The sequence below is a fragment of the Marinobacter sp. F4206 genome, from assembly GCF_019392195.1.
Lineage (GTDB): Bacteria > Pseudomonadota > Gammaproteobacteria > Pseudomonadales > Oleiphilaceae > Marinobacter.
The window spans coordinates 406,738-426,202 of sequence record NZ_JAHXKI010000002.1 but is presented as its reverse complement, the minus strand read 5'-3'; the positions used below and the strand labels follow the sequence as shown (position 1 = coordinate 426,202).

Below are 19,465 nucleotides of genomic sequence, written 5' to 3'. Positions count from 1 at the left end.
AAATAATGGTTAGGCTGAATCCCCGCTTGAGGGTAAGCCGTTCAAGTTACAGCGGAGTATATCATTTTCGATTGCGCACGCCGTGCGGTTACAGAAAGTTCAGTGAAACTGACCAAGGCTTTCAACAGATTTTGCGTTTGATGGATTGAGCTTGAGGGCTCCTTCGAATAATGTAGCCGCTCCGCAAAAGGTAGGGACTATGGGTTCACCCGCATACATATCGCTTAAGGACGTTGTTTTCTCCCGTTCCGGGCGCCGGATTTTCGATGGCGTCAGTCTGGATATTCCCCGTGGAAAAATAACCGCGATCATGGGACCCAGTGGAACCGGCAAGACCACACTCCTGCGACTGATTGGCGGACAGCTCAGACCGGATTCCGGCAGTGTGGTACTGGATGGCCATGAGGTTCCGAGACTGAAGCGCGCGGACCTGTACGCGCTGCGTGAGAAGATCGGCATGCTGTTCCAGAGTGGCGCGCTCTTTACGGACCTTAGTGTGTTCGAGAACGTGGCGTTTCCGTTGCGGGTTCACACCTCGCTACCCGAGGACATGATTCACGACATTGTCCTGATGAAACTGGAGGCGGTGGGCTTGCGGGGTGCACGTCATCTGATGCCTTCCGAACTGTCCGGCGGCATGACCCGGCGGGTGGCACTGGCACGCAGCATTGCGCTGGATCCCGAATTGATCATGTACGACGAGCCCTTTGCCGGGCAGGACCCTATCGCCATGGGCGTACTGGTCAAGTTGATCCGCGACCTGAACAGTTCCATGGGACTGACCAGTGTGCTGGTCTCCCACGATGTGCCGGAATCGCTCAGCATTTGCCATTTCGCTTGCATCATCGCAGACGGCAAGATAATCGGTCAGGGCACACCGGAAGAGCTTCGGGCGCACCCATCGGAGCAGGTTCAGCAATTCCTGAGGGGGCGACCGGACGGCCCGGTCCCGTTTCACTATCCGGCGGCCGGGGCCGCGCGGGACTTTGGTCTCACCGGGGGTGCGTCTTGATCGACCGGGTTATTGCGTTAGGTCACCTGGGTTTGACGATGGTCTCCTCCTTTGGTCGCTCGGGCCGCTTCCTGGCAGGGGTGTTGCTGGGTGTGCCACGACCGTCGACCGGGTTTCCGCTGCTCATCAAGCAACTGTATGCGGTCGGCGTGTTGTCACTGGCCATCGTCATTGTCTCGGGCCTTTTTATCGGCATGGTGCTGGGGCTGCAAGGCTATACCATTCTGAGTGACTACGGCTCGGAAGCCGCTATTGGCCAGATGATCGCGCTGACTCTGGTGCGCGAGCTCGGACCCGTGGTTACAGCGCTGCTCTTCGCCGGGCGGGCCGGTTCTGCCCTGACGGCGGAAATTGGCCTGATGAAAGCGACCGAGCAGCTCTCCAGCATGGAGATGATGGGGGTTGATCCCCTGCGACGGGTCATTGCTCCTCGTCTCTGGGCCGGCTTTATCTCGATGCCGGTGCTGGCTATTATTTTTTCAGCCGTCGGTATCTGGGGCGGTATGCTCGTGGGGGTCGACTGGCTGGGCGTCTTCGAGGGCTCGTTCTGGGGTAACATGCAATCGTCGGTGGATTTTGCCGAGGATGTGATGAACGGTGTGATCAAGAGCGTGGTATTCGGCTTCGTCTGCGCGTGGATTGCGGTTTATCAGGGGTATGACTGCGTTCCGACGTCGGCGGGGATCAGTGCGGCCACCACCAAAACCGTGGTTTATTCGTCCCTGGCCGTGCTTGGCCTGGACTTCGTGCTGACTGCTGTCATGTTTGGCGATTTTTGATCGAGTGATCAGCTGAGATTAATCAAAAAAGACCGGGAGCCGGTAATGACACAGCGAACAACAGAAATTATCGTCGGCCTGTTCATGATCGCCGGCCTGGCAGCACTGCTATTTCTCGCCCTGGAGGTCAGTGGGCTGTCACCCAAGTCGGCTGAGGACACCTATGAAGTGTACGCCAATTTTAACGATACCGGGGGGCTCACGCCTCGTGGTCGGGTGTCCATGGCGGGGGTCACCGTGGGTACCATCGAATCGATCAGTCTGAACAAGGAAACCTTTCAGGCGAGGGTGACCATGTCCATCCGTTCGGATATCGACAACATCCCTGCGGACAGTTCGGCAGTAATACGTACATCCGGGCTGCTTGGCGAGCAGTACATTGATATATCGGTTGGCGGCGATATGGAGTCGCTGGGTGCGGGCGACACATTCTATTCCACGCAGTCGGCCATGAATTTGGAGCGACTGATAGGGAATTTTGCATCCGGCCGTTGAGATCTGGCCGGAAGGGAATAAGCTTTAAAGGAGATTCTGATGCTTGCAGTGAAACAACGTTTTTTCCTCATCCTTGCGCTGTGTGCGTTTCTGGTGGGGCCGGCCAAGGCGGGGGCTGCGGAGGACTTGCAGCAATACGTGGATGAGAATACCCAGCGTCTGGTCGAAAAGTTGAACCGGGAGCGTGGCCTGTATGAGAGTGATCCAGAGGCCTTTTATGCCAGCATGAATGAATCCCTGGAAGGGTTTGTCGACTTCCGCCGCATCGCTGCGCGTGTGATGGGGCGGTATGCCCGCCAGACAACGCCGGAACAGCGGGACGATTTTGTCGTCAAGTTCAAGCGCAGCCTGTTCGACAGTTATGCTCAGGCTCTGGTGGATGCCGAGGACTTCAGCATTGAGGTGAAAGAAGCGGTCATCAACCCGCAGGATGACGGTCGTGCATCGGTGCAGATGGAGGTCATCAGTGCTTCTGGCAACCGGTATCCGGTCACCTATTCCATGTACAAGGCCAAGGACGGTTCCTGGATGATGGAGAACGTCATTGTCGAAGGGGTGAACATCGGACTCGCCTTCCGTGACCGCTTCGCCCAGGAGATGGAAGAAAACCGTGGCCAAGTCCAGGCGGTCATAGACGGCTGGGGCGATGCGGTGAAATCCCTCCAGCTTGAGCAGGAAGTCGATAACTCATGACCGCCCTGGCGCCCCGGGTCGACATCATCGACAGTGCGCTCACCGTCAGCGGTGATGTTGATGCAGGCACTGTTATGGCCCTGCGTCAGCAGGGAGAAAAGCTGATCAACACAGTGAATGCCGATTTGATTGTCGATCTGGGGAGCCTTCGGACGGCGCACAGCGTGGTGCTGTCCCTGTTGCTTTGCTGGCAGCGTCTGGCGAACCGTCGCGGCCTTTCCCTGTCCTATCGGGGGGTCAGTGAGCGATTGGCTTCACTCGCTGCTCTGAGCAACCTTGACGACCAGCTTTCCGGTTTCAGTTCCGTTTCCACCTGATTTTCCCCTGAGTGACGCTTTTCGAGTCTCCGGTTACCGGATGGTAAAGCTGACCCGGAGTCCGTAATTGGTTACAATCTCGCCCCTGATTTCAAAACACCCGAGGATTTTTTATGGACGCCACCGAAGTCACGGCGCTGGTCGAAGAAGCACTGCCCGGCTGCGAAGTTCAGGTACAGGTTGATGGTACCCATTATCTGGTTGTGGTGGTGGGTGACGTTTTCGAGGGACTGTCGACTATCAAACGACAGCAGCTGATTAACAAGGCGCTGTTCCAGCAAGTGATGGATGGAACAATCCACGCACTGCATCCGAGAGCTTTCACGCCAGCTGAATGGGCTGAGCGCCAAGGCTGATCGGTCCTTACAAGACAGGATATTTACTGTGGACAAACTTCTGATCGGGGGGCGTAAGCCCCTGGATGGCGAAATCCGGATTTCCGGTGCCAAAAACGCGGCATTGCCGATTCTGGCGGCCACGCTTCTGGCCGATGAGCCGGTAACCGTCGGTAATCTGCCTCACCTTCATGACGTCACCACCATGATTGAGCTGCTCGGCCGCATGGGTGTGGAGCTGATGATTGATGAGAAGATGAGCGTGGAAATTCACGCCAATACCATCAAGCACTTCCACGCTCCCTACGAGCTGGTGAAGACCATGCGTGCATCCATCCTGGTGCTGGGGCCGCTGGTGGCCCACTTCGGCGAGGCCGAGGTCTCCCTGCCCGGCGGCTGTGCCATTGGTAGCCGTCCGGTAAACCTGCATATTCACGGCCTGGAAATGATGGGTGCGGATATCAAGGTGGAGAATGGCTACATCAAGGCCAAGACCAACGGACGTCTCAAGGGTGCCCACATCTTCCTGGACACGGTCACCGTTACGGGCACGGAGAATCTGATGATGGCGGCCGCGCTGGCCGATGGTAAAACCATTCTGGAGAACGCAGCGCGTGAACCGGAAGTTGTCGACCTGGCGGAGTGTCTGATCGCCATGGGGGCAGACATCAAGGGCCATGGTACCGCGACCATCGAAATTAATGGTGTCGAGCGCCTGCACGGCTGCCACTACGATGTCCTGCCGGACCGCGTGGAGACCGGCACCTATCTGGTAGCTGCCGCTGCAACCGGTGGCCGGGTCAAGCTGAAGGATACCCGGGAAGATCTGCTTGAGGCGGTACTGCTCAAGTTGGCAGAGGCGGGTGCCCACATCACCACCGGGCCGAACTGGATCGAGCTGGACATGAAGGGGAATCGCCCCAAGGCGGTCAGCCTTCGCACGGCGCCTTATCCGGCTTTCCCGACGGACATGCAGGCACAGTTTGCGGCGATGAACGCCGTTGCTGAGGGCACAGGTACGATCGTGGAAACGGTGTTTGAGAACCGCTTCATGCACTTGCAGGAACTCATTCGCATGGGTGCAGATATCACCCTTGAGGGCAATGCCGCGATCATCAAGGGCGTTGACCATCTGGCCGGTGCACCGGTTATGGCGACCGATCTTCGGGCCTCGGCGAGTCTGGTGATCGCTGGCCTGGTTGCCGAAGGCGACACCATTGTCGACCGGATCTATCACATTGATCGTGGTTACGAGTGCATCGAAGAAAAACTGCAGTTGCTGGGCGCCACCATCCGCCGACTGCCGGCGTGACAGAGACAAACGGGAAACCGGAAGGACGCATGACAGATTCCATCACCATCGCATTGTCGAAGGGGCGAATCCTCGAAGAAACCTTGCCGTTGCTGGCGGAAGCCGGTATCGAGCTGGTCGACGATATCAAGAAATCCCGCAAGCTGGTGTTCCCCACCACGGATCCCAACGTACGGGTGCTCATTATTCGGGCGACCGATGTGCCGACCTACGTCCAGTACGGCGGTGCCGATCTGGGTGTTACCGGCAAGGACGTGTTGATGGAGCATGGCGGTGAAGGGCTTTACGAGCCCCTGGATCTGAATATCTCCCGTTGTCGCCTGATGACCGCCGGGCCCAAGGACCAGGCGCCTCCAGCCGGTCGTATCAAGGTGGCGACCAAGTTCGTCAATCTGGCGCGTCGGTACTACTCGGCGCAGGGGCGTCAGGCGGACATCATCAAGTTGTACGGTGCGATGGAGCTGGCGCCGATTCTCGGGCTGGCAGACGAGATTGTCGACATCGTGGATACCGGCAATACCCTTAAGGCGAATGGGCTGGAGGCTCGGGAGCTGATCGAGCACATCAGCAGCCGCCTGGTGGTGAACCGTGCGTCCATGAAGATGAAACATGAGAAGATTAATCCCATAATTGAAAAGATGTCTGCTGCTGTAGATAAGCGACGCACTTCGGAGTAAGAAGCGCTCGGGCAAGTCATTAATTCCACCAAGGGTTTGATACATGACCGATATCAATATCACACGATTGAATGCTTCCCAGAGTGACTTTGATAGTTCACTGGCCAAGCTGTTGGCCTGGGATGACAGCGTTGATCATCAGGTGAATGAATCGGTCCGTCATATCCTGCATGAGGTGAAAAACCGCGGAGACGCCGCGGTGCTGGAATTCACCGAGAAATTTGATCGCCTGAAAGTCGGTAGTGTCGCCGAGCTGGAAATGGATCAGGGGCGCCTGAAGAAGGCCCTTGACGCGATTCCCCAGGATCAGCGTGTTGCGCTGGAAAAGGCGGCCGACCGGATTCGTGATTATCATGAGCGGCAGAACCAGCAGTCCTGGCAGTACGAGGATGAGGACGGCACGGTCCTGGGTCAGAAGGTTACGCCTCTGGATCGGGCGGGTCTTTATGTGCCGGGCGGCAAGGCGGCCTATCCGTCGTCGGTTCTGATGAATGCGATCCCGGCCAAGGTTGCTGGTGTCAGCGAGGTGGTCATGGTGGTTCCCACGCCGGACGGGGTGGTGAACGACATGGTATTGGCAGCAGCGGCGATTGCCGGCGTGGACCGGGTGTTTACCGTTGGCGGTGCCCAGGCTGTCGGCGCGTTGGCTTATGGTACCGAAACCATCCCGGCGGTCGACAAGATTGTGGGCCCGGGTAACATCTTCGTGGCCACGGCGAAACGAGAGGTTTTCGGTACCGTCGGTATCGACATGATCGCCGGTCCGTCTGAAATTCTGGTGATCTGCGATGGCCAAACCGATCCGGACTGGATTGCCATGGATCTGTTTTCCCAGGCGGAACACGACGAGCAGGCCCAGTCCGTCCTGATCAGTCCAGATGCGGCGTTTCTTGATGCGGTCGAGGCCAGCATCAATAAGCTACTGCCGACGATGGAGCGTTCAGACATCATCGCAGAATCCATGGGCAGTCGGGCGGCGTTGATTCAGGTTTCCGACCTGAGCGAAGCGGCGACGGTCTCTAACCGGATTGCCCCGGAGCACCTGGAGCTGTCGGTGCAAGATCCGCAGGCACTGGTGGAAGAAATCCGTCACGCCGGCGCCATTTTCATGGGCCGATATACTGCCGAAGCGCTGGGCGACTATTGCGCAGGGCCGAACCACGTGTTGCCGACCAGTGGCACGGCACGGTTTTCCTCGCCCCTGGGGGTCTACGACTTCCAGAAGCGTTCCTCCATCATCGGCTTCAGTGCTTCCGGTGCCGATCGCATGGGGCGTGTGGCCTCTGTTCTGGCCAGAGGGGAGGGGCTCACTGCCCATGCCCGGTCGGCCGAGTACCGCATCAAGGACTGAGCGCTCGCCATTTTCCCGTCGGAGTCTGAATTCCATGAGCAAGTTCTGGAGCCCTAAGGTCAACGACCTGGTCCCATATGTGCCAGGTGAGCAGCCTAAAATGGCCAACCTGGTCAAACTGAACACCAATGAAAACCCGTTTGGCCCGTCGCCTCGAGTGCTTGAGGCCATTCAGGCGGAACTGAATGATAGCCTGCGCCTCTACCCGGACCCGGAAGGTGAAGACCTGCGCCAGACCATCGCCGGCTACCACGACGTCAAGCCGGAGCAGGTCTTCCTGGGGAATGGTTCAGACGAGGTCCTGGCCCACATTTTCTACGGCCTTTTTCAGCATGGCGAAGCGATTCTGTTTCCGGACGTGACGTACAGCTTCTATCCGGTTTACTGCGGCCTTTACAACATCGAAGGCAAGAAAGTGCCCCTGACGCAGACGTTTGAAATCAATCCCGATGATTTCAAACAGCCCAATGGTGGCGTAATTTTCCCGAATCCCAACGCGCCGACGGGTCGTTACCTGGGGCTGGCCCAGGTCGAGGAAATCCTGCGGGCCAATCCGGACCGGGTCGTAGTGGTTGATGAAGCCTATATCGATTTCGGCGGCGACAGTGCAATCACGCTGGTGGATGCCTATCCGAACCTGCTGGTGTCACAGACGCTGTCCAAGGCCCGTTCACTGGCTGGATTGCGCGTTGGCTTCGCTGTAGGCCACCCCGATTTGATTGAGGCCCTGAACCGGGTCAAGAACAGCTTTAACAGTTACCCGCTGGATCGTCTGGCGCTGGCTGGCGCAAAGGCGGCCTACGAAGACGAAGCCTGGTTCCGGAAATGTTGTGACGGGGTCATTGCGGAGCGAGAGCGTCTGACTGCGGCACTGGAAGAGCTTGGTTTCGAAGTACTGCCTTCCAAGGCGAACTTCGTGTTCGCCCGCCATGAATCAAAGTCTGGCGAAGCTCTGGCCCAAGGGCTGAGAGAGCAGGGCATCATCGTTCGTCACTTCAGTAAGCCGAGAATCAGTGAGTTCCTGCGGATCACCATTGGTACTCCGGAGCAGAACGATGCTCTGATCAAGGGGCTTCAGTCGCTGTAAACTCCCAGTATTGGTCGAGGCGGAAGGTTATCCCCGCCGGCCGCGTACTCACAAGCCTGCAGTCATAAACGGAGAGAGTCATGGCCAACCGTAATGAAATTCTTCGAAAAACCGACGAGTGGCTTCAGCCCGACAATTTTCAGGATTATTGCCCCAATGGCCTCCAGGTTGAGGGGAAGGAAGAGGTCCGCACCATCATCAGCGGCGTAACCGCGTCGCGGGCGCTGATTGACGCGGCGGTCGAGGCTGGCGCGGATATGATTCTGGTTCACCACGGTTACTTCTGGAAGGGTGAAGATCAGCGTATTCAGGGTATGAAGCGCGACCGCCTGAAGCAGTTACTGGATAACGATATCAATCTGGTTGCTCATCACCTACCTCTGGATGATCACCCGGTTTATGGCAACAATCGGCAACTGGCCGACGTGCTGGGCATAGAAAATCCACGACCGCTGGGTGGTCTGGTCTGGGAGGGCGAGCTTGCGGAAGCGATGAGCCCGGAGCGCTTTGACGAGTACATTGCAGAGAGGCTGGACCGGTCGCCGCTTCGGGTAGGTGACGGCAAGCCAGAGATCAAAAAAGTGGGTTGGTGCACCGGTGCAGCCCAGGGGTTCATAGGCACGGCACTCGAGGCCGGGCTGGATGCCTACATCAGTGGCGAGATTTCAGAACCTACAACTCACACCGCGCGTGAGTGCGGCATCCACTACTACGCAGCTGGCCACCACGCCACCGAGCGTTACGGTGTGCAGGCGCTTGGTAAGGCGTTGGCACAAGAGTTCGGGTTGACGCATCAGTTCATCGACTGCGACAACCCGGTCTGACGGATCAGGCCTTCTCTTTCTTGGGGAGGCCGAAACCTTCCGCGAGTGTTCCCGAGGCATCCGGGTCGGTCTTGGGAGCATAGTCGCGGGGCGGTTCGACGCCGTCATCGCTGACTTCTTCGAGGCGCTTTCTCGAGGTTTCCTGGGCCAGCTCCTCCATCCATTCTTCGTCATTGCAAAGCCGGTTTGCGCCGCGCGCCATGTGCTGGTTGACGTCACGATAGGCGTCATTGAAACGACGCAGCAGGTGGGCCGACTCCATGAAATGCTCGTTCACCTGGGCCTGGTAGCGGGTATATTCGCTTCTCAGTTCTTCAATCTGCTGTTCCGCCCGACGCTGCCTGAGCGTGGTTCCCTGCCCGGAGCGGCCAACAAGTACCCCGATGACGATGCCCACAATCAATGCGGCAATCGCTGCCAGAATCAGGTTTGTCATATGCTGTGTCGTCCTTTTACCTGGAATTTAGCCTCGCACCACTTCCGAGTATAACGCCGGAAGGGCGATGAGCCCATGATTGTCTCCTGCGCCAATCGTCGTATTGCCTCGCAGAGGTCCGGCGTGGCGAAAAATCGCGAAATGCGCGACAATACGGCGCCCAAAATTTTACGACCAACCTCCGGGAATTCCTCAATGACAGAAGTTATGTCCTCAGACGTCCGTGCGAACCTGACCCCTTGGGAGCGTTACCAGAAGGATCTTGAACGCCCGGAATTTCAGAGGGACCCGGCGCAGGAAGATGCCGTCAGGCGACTTCAGTCACTGTACGACAAACTGGTTGAGGCGGAAAGTGATCGCAACAGTGCGATGGCCAAGCTGCGCCGAAAACTGAAAAAAGGCAAGGAAGAGCCGGTCAAGGGGCTTTATTTCTGGGGAGGGGTTGGTCGCGGCAAAACCTATCTTATGGACACGTTCTATGAGTCCTTGCCGTTTGATCGAAAGATGCGAGTGCATTTTCACCGGTTCATGCAGCGTGTTCACAATGAGCTCAGGTCCCTCAAGGGTGAGAAGAATCCGCTGGATCTGGTGTCGAAGAAATTTGCGGATGAAACCCGGGTCATCTGTTTCGACGAATTCTTTGTGTCGGACATTGGTGACGCCATGATCCTTGCGACCCTGATGGATGGCCTGTTCAGCCGCGGGGTAACGCTTGTCTGCACGTCCAATATTGTTCCGGATGGTCTGTACAAGGACGGTCTGCAGCGGGCGCGGTTTCTCCCAGCGATTGCTCTGGTCAAGCAACACACCGATGTTGTGAACGTCGACGGCGGCGTTGATTATCGACTGAGAACACTGGAGCAGGCGGAACTCTTCCATTCGCCGCTCGATGAGGCCGCGGACGTCAGCTTGCGGACCAGCTTTGATGCCCTGGCGGTAGAAGCGGGCAAACACAGTCAGAGCATGGAGATAAACGGACGAAAGATTCCCGCGCAAGCGCACGCCGACGACGTGGTCTGGTTCGATTTCAAGGATGTCTGTGACGGTCCCCGCAGCCAGAATGACTACATCGAATTGGCCCGGCAGTTCCATGCCATCATCATCAGTAACGTGCCGGTACTGGGTGGCGAAAAAGACGATCAGGCGCGCCGGTTCATCAACATGGTTGACGAATTCTACGATCGCAACGTCAAGGTGATTATCTCGGCCGCCGCCCCGATTACCGAACTGTATGCGGGCGGGCGCCTCGAGTTCGAGTTTGAGCGGACCGAATCCCGCCTGCTGGAAATGCAGTCTCACGAATACCTCGAGGCACCTCACAAGCCTTGATAATCATTATAAGAGTTCAGCATCACTGAATCGTAAGAGCGGGGGTAGTGATACCCGTCCCGATGAAAACGACAGAGAGATCTTAGTATGAGCAACGATAACGTAGTTATTGTCAGCGGCGTTCGCACCCCGATGGGCGGCTTCCAGGGCAGTCTTTCAGCGGTCAGCGCGCCGGATCTGGGTGCCATTACCATCGCCGAGGCGGTCAAGCGTGCCGGACTTCAGCCTGCAGATGTGCAGGAAGTGATTATGGGCAATGTTCTGCCTGCAGGTCTGAAGCAGGGACCGGCACGTCAGGCCATGCGCAAGGCCGGATTGCCGGATAATACCGGCGCCACCACCATCAACAAGCTGTGCGGTTCCGGAATGAAGGCCGCCATGTTCGCCCACGACCTGATCAAGGCGGGCAGCAATGACATCATGGTCGCCGGCGGTATGGAGAGCATGTCCAATGCGCCTTACATCCTGCCCAGCGCCCGCAAGGGGTACCGGATGGGGCCTGGCGATACGGCCCAGGACCACATGTTCATGGACGGTCTGGAAGACGCCGAGACTGGTCGTCTCATGGGAGCCTTCGCCCAGGAGATGGCGGACAAAAAGGGCTACACTCGGGAAGAAATGGATGACTATGCCATCAACTCCCTCAAGCGGGCCCAGCGCGCCATCAACGAAGGCTTGCTAAAGGATGAAATCGTCCCGGTTACCGTCAAGTCCCGCAAGGGTGACAGCGTGGTTGAAGATGATGAGCAGCCCTTCAATGCCAATATTGACAAGATTCCCACGCTGCGTCCGGCGTTCAGCAAAGATGGCACGGTAACCGCTGCCAACGCGTCATCGATTTCCGACGGTGCCTCTGCGCTGGTTCTCATGCGGGAGTCTGAGGCTGAGAAACGTGGTCTGAAGCCGCTTGCGCGTATCGTCGGCCACAGCACTCAGTCCCAGCACCCGTCTGAGTTTACCTGTGCCCCGGTTGGCGCAATTGAAACGCTGCTCGGAAAGGCTGGGTGGTCAAAGGATGAGGTTGACCTGTTCGAGATCAACGAAGCGTTTGCGATGGTGGCAATGATGCCCATCCGCGAACTCGGGCTCGATCCGGAGAAGGTCAATGTGCACGGTGGGGCCTGTGCGCAGGGGCATCCGGTTGGCTCCACCGGTTCCCGCCTTCTGGTTACCCTGATGTATGCGCTGCAGCGCTATGGCAAGAAAAAAGGCGTTGCTGCGCTGTGCATTGGTGGTGGCGAGGCGACGGCTATGGCGATTGAGTTGCTGTAAGTTTCCTCCTGCCCGGCTCCAGGCCACGGATGGCCTGGACCGTATTCCACCTTTTCGCGATTTCCCCTCCGCCGGCTGATACGGTCCCGCTTCCACCCTTTTGGGACTCAACAATGGTTCGGCCAGGCATTGGTCACGATCAGGAAAATCCCTTCAAACCAAAGTGGTTGCATCCAGAATAGTTGTCTATAGTGAAGCGGTGCGAGGAAACCCGCTGGTTAATGGGGTGTGAGGCAAAATCATACTTTTGACTGATCAAAGCGCTCGACAGCGTTAGCTATAGTGCCATCATCACGAGCACTGTGCATGAAGCCTCCAATACATCGTGAACACCAATAATCAGAGCAGCGACTCAGAACAACAACGGAGTAGCCTTCCAATGACAAGAAAAACTCATCAATGGCAGCGTTGGACCAAATTACCGCTGGCCGTGGCAGTTGCCGCCGGAATGTCTGGTCAGGCAGCCGCCTATTCGTTTTACATGGGGGACGTCGAAGCCCAGTTTAACACCACGCTGTCTGCGGGTGCTGGTTGGCGGCTTGAGGATCGGGACAAGCGCCTGATCGCTCAGGGTAACCTCGGGCCGGAGTACGCTCCGGGTGGAGAGCTGGCAAATATCGGCGCCTCTACCAACAACTACGACGACGGTAACCTGAACTTTGAGAAGGGCGATACCTACTCCAAGATCGTCAAGGGCAACAGCGAACTGTTCCTGAACTACAACGTCGACAGCGACGTGCTTACGCGCGTGGGTGGACTGCTTCGTGGCCGGTACTGGTACGATTTCGAACTTAAAGACGAGAGCCGTGCCGTTGATTTCGTTGGCCAGCAGCGTGAACTGAACCGAAAGGCAAAGGATAACGCCTCTGGTGGCGAGTTGCTGGACGCCTACGTCTTCTCAGATTGGTATTTCGGAAACGTCCCGGTCAGCCTTCGCTACGGCCGTCAGGTGCTGAGCTGGGGTGAAAGCACGTTTATCCAGGGCGGCATCAACGTGATCAACCCGGTGGACGTGCCCGCGTTCCGGGCCCCGGGCGCCGAGCTGAAAGATGCCCTGTTGCCCGTGGAGATGTTCTACGCGTCCGCTGGTGTGACCGAAAACATCACTTTGGAAACGTTTGTGCAGGCCGACTGGGAGCCTGTAAAGCCGGATGACTGCGGCACCTTCTTCTCGACCAACGATTTTGCCGCTGACGGCTGTGGCCCGGTGCTTCTTGCTGGTCAGTTGCCGGACTCCCAAGCGTTCGCTCAGGGCTTCATCGCCCCGCGTCTCGGCGACGAGGAAGCGGATTCCAAGGACCAGTTCGGTGTGGCCATGCGCTGGTACGTGCCGGCTCTGAACGATTCCGAGCTTGGTTTTTACTACATCAAGTACAACAGCCGTCTGCCGTACGTCAGTGGTCTGGTCAACAACCCTTCCAGCCCGAGTGCGACACAGTCGAGCGATCCCTCGCTGCCGTCCTCAAGCTTCCCGAGCTACTTCATTGAGTACCCGGAGAACATTAACCTGTACGGCGTCAGTATCAACACCACCGTGAGTGGCTGGTCATTGGGTGCGGAATACAGCTTCCGTGACAACGTGCCGCTGCAGTGGAACGCGTTCGAACTGATCTACGGCGGTCTCCAGCAGCGCAGCCCCAACGGTGACGTTCTGAGTAAGCTGGAAGCCCAGCGTCTTGAAGAGAGCGGTGGCGCCAACCTCGCGGGCAAGGCGGTTGCTGGTTATGACCGCTTTAATGTGTCTCAGGCACAGTTCACCCTGATCAAGTTCTTCGACCAGGTTATGGGGGCCAGCCGACTGTCCTTCATCACTGAATTCGGTGCGACTTACATCCATGACCTGCCGGACTACGACGAAGCTCGTTACGGCCGTTCGGGCACCTACGGCATTGGATCCTTGCCGGTTGATGGCGCAAACTTCACTGGCGATTTTTGTAAGGCTGGTGCCAACATCAACACCAACTACTGTAACAACGAAGGGTTCACCACTGACTTCTCCTGGGGTTACCGTGCGCGCTTCGTTTGGGATTACCCCAACGTGTTTGCAGGTGTGAACCTTCGCCCCCAGTTGGCCTGGTCTCATGATGTGCAGGGCTACAGCCCGCAACCGGGCGGTGCGTTCAACGAAGGCAGCAAGGCAGTTGGCCTGTCACTGGAAGCGATTTATCAGAATAAGATCACCGGTAATATCGGTTACACGAACTTTTTCGGCGGAAAGCCGTATAACGAGTTGACTGACCGGGATTTCGCAACCGTGAGTGTGTCCTACTCATTCTGATACCGGAAGAATTCGTTTGACGAGGTACTATAGATGAAACTAAACAAGAAACTACTGGCCACGGGTGTGCTGGCTGCAAGCGTTTTTGCAGGCCAGGCCTATGGTGCGGTTTCTGCCGAGGAAGCAGCCAAGCTGGGCGACTCTCTGACTCCGATCGGTGCTGAGAAGGCCGGTAATGGCGGCGAGATTCCGGCATGGGATGGCGGATTGAGCACACCGCCTGCGGATTACAAAGGCGATGGCCGCTACGTGGATCCGTTTGCTGGCGAAGAGCCGAAGTTCGTTATTGATCAGAGCAACGTTGCTGAGTACGCGGACAACCTGTCCCCGGGCCAGGTCGCGATGATCAAACGCTACGATGACTACTTCATGCCGGTCTATGAGACCCATCGTACGGCTACGTACCCGAAAGAAATCAATGACCAGACGATCCAGAATGCGACCGAGGTCGAGCTGATCAAGGACGGTAACGGTCTTGGCAACTATGTCGAGGCGACACCGTTCCCGATTCCGCAGAATGGTCTTGAAGCTATCTGGAACCATATTACCCGTTACCGTGGCGGCTCTGTCGCCCGGAACGTAGGTCAGGTGACTCCCACCGAAGGCGGTGATTTCTCGGTGGTCAAGTTCCAGGACGAATTTACCTGGCGTACTGCGCTTCAGGACTTCGAGCCAGGTCAAGACCCGAACGTTCTGTTCTACTTCAAGCAGGCAATTACCGGTCCGGCCCGTCTGGCGGGTAACGTCCTGCTCGTCCACGAGACTATCGACCAGGTTGCAGAGCCACGTCGCGCCTGGGTCTACAACGCTGGCCAGCGTCGCGTACGTCGGGCACCCCAGGTAGCCTACGACGGTCCAGGTACAGCTGCTGACGGCATGCGTACCTCTGACAACTTCGATATGTACAACGGTGCGCCAGATCGTTACAACTGGGAGCTGGTTGGTAAGAAGGAGATGTACATCCCCTACAATTCCTACCAGTTGGTTGACCCGAGCCTCAGCTATGACCAGATCATTCAGGCAGGTCATATCAATCAGGATCTGACTCGTTACGAGCTGCACCGTGTGTGGCACGTCCGCGCGACCCTGAAAGAAGGTGAGCGTCATATCTATGCCCAGCGTGACTTCTTCATTGATGAAGATACCTGGCAGGCCTCTGTCATTGACCATTATGACGGTCGTGGTGAGCTCTGGCGTGTCGCTGAAGCCCATTCCATGCAGTTCTATGATCAGGATGTGCCCTGGTACGCCATTGAGACTCTGTACGATCTTCTGTCTGGTCGTTACCTGGCACTTGGCCTGACCAACGAGGAAGAGAATCCATACGAGTTCGGTGCCGAGCGCCGGTCTCGGGATTACACTCCGGCAGCACTGCGTCGCGCTGGTACTCGTTAAGCGTCAAAAGTGTGTTGAAACGGCGGGCCCAGGGTCCGCCGTTTTTATTTGTGGCGGGATAATTCTCTCGAATCGCGACAAATGTTAAAAAACCGCCACCCCCTAAAATCCTTTTACGTCAAAATTTTGCAGCCCGCCCCTCAATTGGTTTAACCTTCCTCTCATACTAAAGGCGTACCCGAAGCCGGACGCCACTCAAAAGTCAGTGCAGAAAACCATTTGTCGGCCGCAGGACGTTACACCTCCGGGCCGGTGTTTAAGCGGGGCAGTGCGTGAAACCATTCAATGATGGCTGTGCAGCCAACGATGAGTTCCAGTCAGCGAACAGTGGTCTGCAACGGGGTGAGCTGGTCAGGGATCTGCTCAGACAGCGGTTACAGGTGCCGGTGTTACCAGAGGGAGTGTTGAAACGGCCGTCTGTGGAAAGGAGCATCGCCGAGGCACTGATTCCCCGGGGTGCGCTTTTTGTCGAAGCGCCCTGTGGTTTCGGAAAATCCCACGCTGTGACCGCTGGCGTCGCGTCCGCTGATGTCCACCCCGACAATCTCCGCTGGGTTGCCTTGAATGCGCAAGATAACTCGCCTTCCCGATTCCTGAATCTGATCTCCATCGCACTTGATCTTCCGGAGGCTTCCGAGAGCAGTCTTCAGGGGGGCGCAACCTACTCGGATGCATTAGCGATGGTGCTGGTCGCCCTGGAACGTCAGCGCACGTCGTCGTGCCGGGTCCTCATCCTGGACAACGTTCAGAACCTCGGCAATCCGGCTGTTGTTGTGCTGCTTCAGCAGCTGGTTACGGATTTGCCTTCAAATCTGACAATGGTGCTCATTTCCCGGCGGGCACTGCCATTCGAGACCCATTGTCTTGAGCTCGAAAACCGCTTTGTTCGTCTGGGCAGTGAGACGCTGGAATTCAGTCGTTCCGAAACCTTTGAATTCTTCAGGCCGTTGCTCGATTCAAATCAGCTCTCAAGTATTGCCATTGATAACCTTTACGACATGACCGAAGGGTGGCCAACCCCGCTCGCGCTCTATCGTCGCGAAATTGCTCGAAATCCCGATCTGAAGCCGGTTCAGGAAACCAACAGTATTGAGCGGTTCCTCAAGGAGTCGGTGCTGGGCAACATGACATCTGGTCAGTGCCGCTCCCTGAGGGTGATGGCTGAACTGGAGCTGTGTTCCGATGAGCTTTTTCTGGCCCTTGCGCCGGTCATGCCTGAAATCGGTTTTTTGCCCTCGCAGGCAATGGAGCAGGGCTTGCCGCTCAAAGCAGTGCCCGGTCGTGGACGCTGGTGTCGGTTCAATCCTTTGTTGCAGGAGTGGCTCAAAACGCCAGCGTTGGCCGGTTATGCCGAACGAATGAGCTATGCGAGCCGGTGGTTCGGTGAGCGGGGGCAGTTTCCGGAAGCGCTGAAGTATGCGTTGCTGAGCGGCGATGCCGAGGCAGTAATTCACATCGCGTCCGAGGGCTCGGAGGCGTTATTACTGGGGCAGGATACCGCTTCCCTTCTGAGGTTGCGCAAGAGCCTGCCGGGGCAGCTTCTGGAGCGTAGCGCACGGCTCAGAATTGTATACAGCTGGGTCCATGCCATTGGCGGACAGTTTCGTCAGGCCAGAGCGCTGATTGAAGGGCTCGGAGAGTCAGGACTGGAGGAGCATGCTGCCCGTATCTGTGCCCTCAAGGCGTTTATCCTGAGAGGTGAGGGAAGTGTGGCTCCTGCGCTCGATATGGCCAATCAGGCGTTGTCAGCCGGCGATCTCTCCCCTCAGGGGCAGCTGGTAACGCAGATGGTACGTTCCAGCGCTCTGTGTGCATCCGGGCAGTTTCAGGACGCCAGGGACGCCAATCGCGCCGCTGCCCGCCTTGCCCGGGAAGCGGGTGACTCAGGTTCGGAAGCGCTGGCGGTGTATGCCCACGCCCGGATCGAGCTTGGCAAAGGCTCTTTGAGATACGCTGAACAATTGCTGCGGACGGGGCTGGATACGGCCATGCATGAGTTGGCAAGGCCCGCCCGTATCGGGGAAACCCGTCTGCAGTTAAACCTGGTGCTGGTGCTCTGGCACCAGGGACGGTACAGGGAAGCTGACCGACTGCTGGTGAGCTGTGGTCGACATGCCGAGCAAACCCGGGATCTCGGGTTGTTGCTGGCGATGACCATTCGTATCCTGATGTGTCGCGCCGACGGTCGGCTGGATGACGCCTTTGTCTGGATCGGTCGAGCCGAGCGTACCATGCATGCCTGGCAGGTCGACGAATCACTCTTTGTTCCTGTGTTGGAGGCGCTCAAGGCGAGCTGTTGGTTAGCCCAAGATCAGGTGGACAGCGCCGCTCAGGCAGTGGCCAAGCTGGAACCATATCGTAAGGCGGGCTGCGTTCCGGAGCTGTTCCCCATGATGCCAGGCCTGCTGGACTGCATGAAGGTCCGGTTAGATCTGGCCCGGGGGGATTTTGTCCGGGCCCGTGATACCTTGCAGGGGATTCGGGAGCGCTATGAAAGCGCCATTCCCTGGGGCGTCGAGCTGCACATTCGCTTGCTTGAAGCGGTGCTGGTGCAGGAGGAGAAAGGCTCGACGGTTGCCCAGAAAATTCTGGCTTCGGTGGTGGCTGAAGCGTCTCGGGAACACTTCATCAGTCCCTTTGCGGAGCTTCGGCATGAACTCCAGGATCTCGTGCAGAGGGGCTTCCCACAGATGCCTGACGGCCCGTTCAAAGAGTCTCTGGGGCGCCTTTACTGCGTGAAGACTGAAGCGGAGACGGTCGATGCGTTGGCTGAACCCATCAGCGACCGCGAGCAGGGGGTGCTGGAACTGATTGCCAAGGGGCTCTCGAACCAGGAAATTGCTGACAAGCTGCATATTTCCCTGCACACGGTGAAAACCCATGCCCGGCGGATCAATGCCAAGCTGGAGGTGAAATCCCGGACCCAGGCTATCGTCCGGGCGCGAGAATTGGGCATACTCTAGGTCACTTCAGGCGCTTTGCAGAGCCTGGATCCGAGCGTCTTTGTCCGCCCAGACCTGGCCGATCCAGCGCTGGAATTCCAGGCGGGTCTCCCGGTCGTTCTCATAATCCATACCCAGAAAGTGATCAGGTATTTCCCGCACACGGACGTCGATGATGATGCGGCGGATACGGCCGCACAGATAGTCCCAGAACCCGGCCTTGCCATCGGGATAGACGATGGTGACGTCGAGCATGGTGTGAATCATCTCACCCATGGCCTGCAGTACGAACGCGGTCCCACCGGCCCTGGGCTTCAGGAGGTTTTGATAGGGGGATTTCTGGCTGCGGTGTTTGGCCGGGGTGAACCGGGTCCCTTCCATGAAATTGAAGACGGTGACCGGAGTGAAGTGGAACTTTTCGCAGGCCGCCTGTGTTGCCGCCACATCTTTACCCTTCAGTTCCGGGCGTCGTGCGATCTGTTCTTTTGTGTGGCGGTGCATGAACGGGAAATCCAGCGCCCACCAGGCAATGCCCAGAAACGGTACCCAGATCAGCTCTTTCTTAAGAAAAAACTTCAGTAGCGGGATCCGGCTGTTCAGGACGTACTGAATGGCGGGGATGTCTGCCCAGGTCTGGTGATTGCAGGTCACGAAGTACCAGTGCTTGCGGTCGAGGTTGTCGATACCCCTGACATCCCAGTCCACCTTGTGCAGCAGGTCCATCAGTACATTGTTAAAGCCTATCCAGACCCAGGCAATTCTGTTCAGCACCACCGTACAGGCCTTTCTGACGGCGGTGACCGGAAGAACCAGCTTGAGCAGGGCAAACAGCAACAGTACGGGAAACAGAACGAGTGTATTGGATAGGATAAGCAGGGCCGCCAGGGTTCCCTTCAGCGGCGCAGGCAAAAAGTTGAGCATGCCGGAATGT

18 protein-coding genes and 1 pseudogene are annotated in these 19,465 nt (G+C 57.4%); 17 read left to right on the top strand and 2 right to left on the bottom strand.

What is annotated here, in order from left to right; all coding sequences use genetic code 11:
- Positions 1-199 precede the first annotated feature (199 nt).
- The 11 genes from KZO34_RS04225 (at position 200) to KZO34_RS04175 (ending at position 8,882) form a co-directional block, all read left to right on the top strand.
- Positions 200-1,012, top strand: a complete 813-nt coding sequence (locus KZO34_RS04225) for an ABC transporter ATP-binding protein (RefSeq protein ID WP_219473700.1) — start codon at positions 200-202, stop codon at positions 1,010-1,012.
- Positions 1,009-1,791, top strand: a complete 783-nt coding sequence (gene mlaE / locus KZO34_RS04220) for a lipid asymmetry maintenance ABC transporter permease subunit MlaE (protein WP_219473697.1) — start codon at positions 1,009-1,011, stop codon at positions 1,789-1,791. The genes KZO34_RS04225 and mlaE overlap by 4 nt, the downstream gene beginning before the upstream one ends.
- Before the next feature lie 45 nt (positions 1,792-1,836).
- Positions 1,837-2,286, top strand: a complete 450-nt coding sequence (mlaD, locus tag KZO34_RS04215; RefSeq protein ID WP_219473689.1) for an outer membrane lipid asymmetry maintenance protein MlaD — start codon at positions 1,837-1,839, stop codon at positions 2,284-2,286.
- A 39-nt stretch (positions 2,287-2,325) separates the two neighbouring features.
- Positions 2,326-2,979, top strand: a complete 654-nt coding sequence (locus KZO34_RS04210; RefSeq protein WP_219473688.1) for an MlaC/ttg2D family ABC transporter substrate-binding protein — start codon at positions 2,326-2,328, stop codon at positions 2,977-2,979.
- Positions 2,976-3,296 (top strand): STAS domain-containing protein, encoded by a 321-nt coding sequence (locus tag KZO34_RS04205; protein ID WP_219473687.1) that lies wholly within the window; start codon positions 2,976-2,978, stop codon positions 3,294-3,296. Before KZO34_RS04210 ends, KZO34_RS04205 begins: the two co-directional genes overlap by 4 nt.
- Before the next feature lie 113 nt (positions 3,297-3,409).
- Positions 3,410-3,652, top strand: coding sequence for a BolA family protein (locus KZO34_RS04200; RefSeq protein ID WP_219473685.1), 243 nt, complete (start codon positions 3,410-3,412; stop codon positions 3,650-3,652).
- Positions 3,653-3,680: 28 nt separating this feature from the next.
- Positions 3,681-4,943 carry a UDP-N-acetylglucosamine 1-carboxyvinyltransferase gene (gene murA / locus KZO34_RS04195; protein ID WP_219473683.1) on the top strand — a complete coding sequence of 421 codons (1,263 nt, stop codon included), beginning with the start codon at positions 3,681-3,683 and terminating at the stop codon, positions 4,941-4,943.
- Positions 4,944-4,972: 29 nt separating this feature from the next.
- Positions 4,973-5,620 carry an ATP phosphoribosyltransferase gene (gene hisG / locus KZO34_RS04190; RefSeq protein ID WP_219473682.1) on the top strand — a complete coding sequence of 216 codons (648 nt, stop codon included), beginning with the start codon at positions 4,973-4,975 and terminating at the stop codon, positions 5,618-5,620.
- Between the two features lie 43 nt (positions 5,621-5,663).
- Positions 5,664-6,971 carry a histidinol dehydrogenase gene (hisD, locus tag KZO34_RS04185; RefSeq protein WP_219473680.1) on the top strand — a complete coding sequence of 436 codons (1,308 nt, stop codon included), beginning with the start codon at positions 5,664-5,666 and terminating at the stop codon, positions 6,969-6,971.
- Positions 6,972-7,005: 34 nt separating this feature from the next.
- Positions 7,006-8,058 (top strand): histidinol-phosphate transaminase, encoded by a 1,053-nt coding sequence (hisC, locus tag KZO34_RS04180; protein ID WP_219473679.1) that lies wholly within the window; start codon positions 7,006-7,008, stop codon positions 8,056-8,058.
- An 80-nt stretch (positions 8,059-8,138) separates the two neighbouring features.
- A complete protein-coding gene (locus KZO34_RS04175) occupies positions 8,139-8,882 on the top strand; it encodes a Nif3-like dinuclear metal center hexameric protein (RefSeq protein WP_219473677.1) in 744 nt (247 codons plus the stop codon).
- 4 nt (positions 8,883-8,886) lie between these two features.
- Here the strand turns inward: KZO34_RS04175 and KZO34_RS04170 are convergent, their stop codons facing one another.
- Positions 8,887-9,318 carry a Z-ring associated ZapG family protein gene (locus tag KZO34_RS04170; protein ID WP_218634986.1) on the bottom strand — a complete coding sequence of 144 codons (432 nt, stop codon included), beginning with the start codon at positions 9,316-9,318 and terminating at the stop codon, positions 8,887-8,889.
- Positions 9,319-9,549: 231 nt separating this feature from the next.
- On the opposite strand from KZO34_RS04170, the gene zapE reads away from it, so the two are divergent.
- From zapE to KZO34_RS18865, 6 genes and pseudogenes are all read left to right on the top strand, one after another.
- A complete protein-coding gene (zapE, locus tag KZO34_RS04165; RefSeq protein WP_257900304.1) occupies positions 9,550-10,647 on the top strand; it encodes a cell division protein ZapE in 1,098 nt (365 codons plus the stop codon).
- An 87-nt stretch (positions 10,648-10,734) separates the two neighbouring features.
- The gene (locus KZO34_RS04160) at positions 10,735-11,919 is read left to right on the top strand and encodes a thiolase family protein (protein WP_219473668.1); all 1,185 of its coding nucleotides are present in this window, start codon (positions 10,735-10,737) and stop codon (positions 11,917-11,919) included.
- Positions 11,920-12,298: 379 nt separating this feature from the next.
- The gene (locus KZO34_RS04155; RefSeq protein WP_219473666.1) at positions 12,299-14,197 is read left to right on the top strand and encodes a DUF1302 domain-containing protein; all 1,899 of its coding nucleotides are present in this window, start codon (positions 12,299-12,301) and stop codon (positions 14,195-14,197) included.
- A 33-nt stretch (positions 14,198-14,230) separates the two neighbouring features.
- Positions 14,231-15,592, top strand: a complete 1,362-nt coding sequence (locus KZO34_RS04150) for a DUF1329 domain-containing protein (RefSeq protein WP_219473664.1) — start codon at positions 14,231-14,233, stop codon at positions 15,590-15,592.
- 680 nt (positions 15,593-16,272) lie between these two features.
- A pseudogene (locus KZO34_RS04145) lies at positions 16,273-18,225 on the top strand (tetratricopeptide repeat protein); the annotation flags it as partial.
- A 57-nt stretch (positions 18,226-18,282) separates the two neighbouring features.
- Entirely contained in the window at positions 18,283-18,555 is a 273-nt protein-coding gene (locus KZO34_RS18865) for a response regulator transcription factor (protein ID WP_459076678.1), read from the top strand.
- 6 nt (positions 18,556-18,561) lie between these two features.
- On the opposite strand, the gene KZO34_RS04140 is transcribed toward KZO34_RS18865, so the two are convergent.
- Positions 18,562-19,455: an acyltransferase gene (locus KZO34_RS04140; RefSeq protein WP_219473660.1), complete on the bottom strand. Its 894-nt coding sequence runs from the start codon at positions 19,453-19,455 to the stop codon at positions 18,562-18,564.
- Positions 19,456-19,465 lie beyond the last annotated feature (10 nt).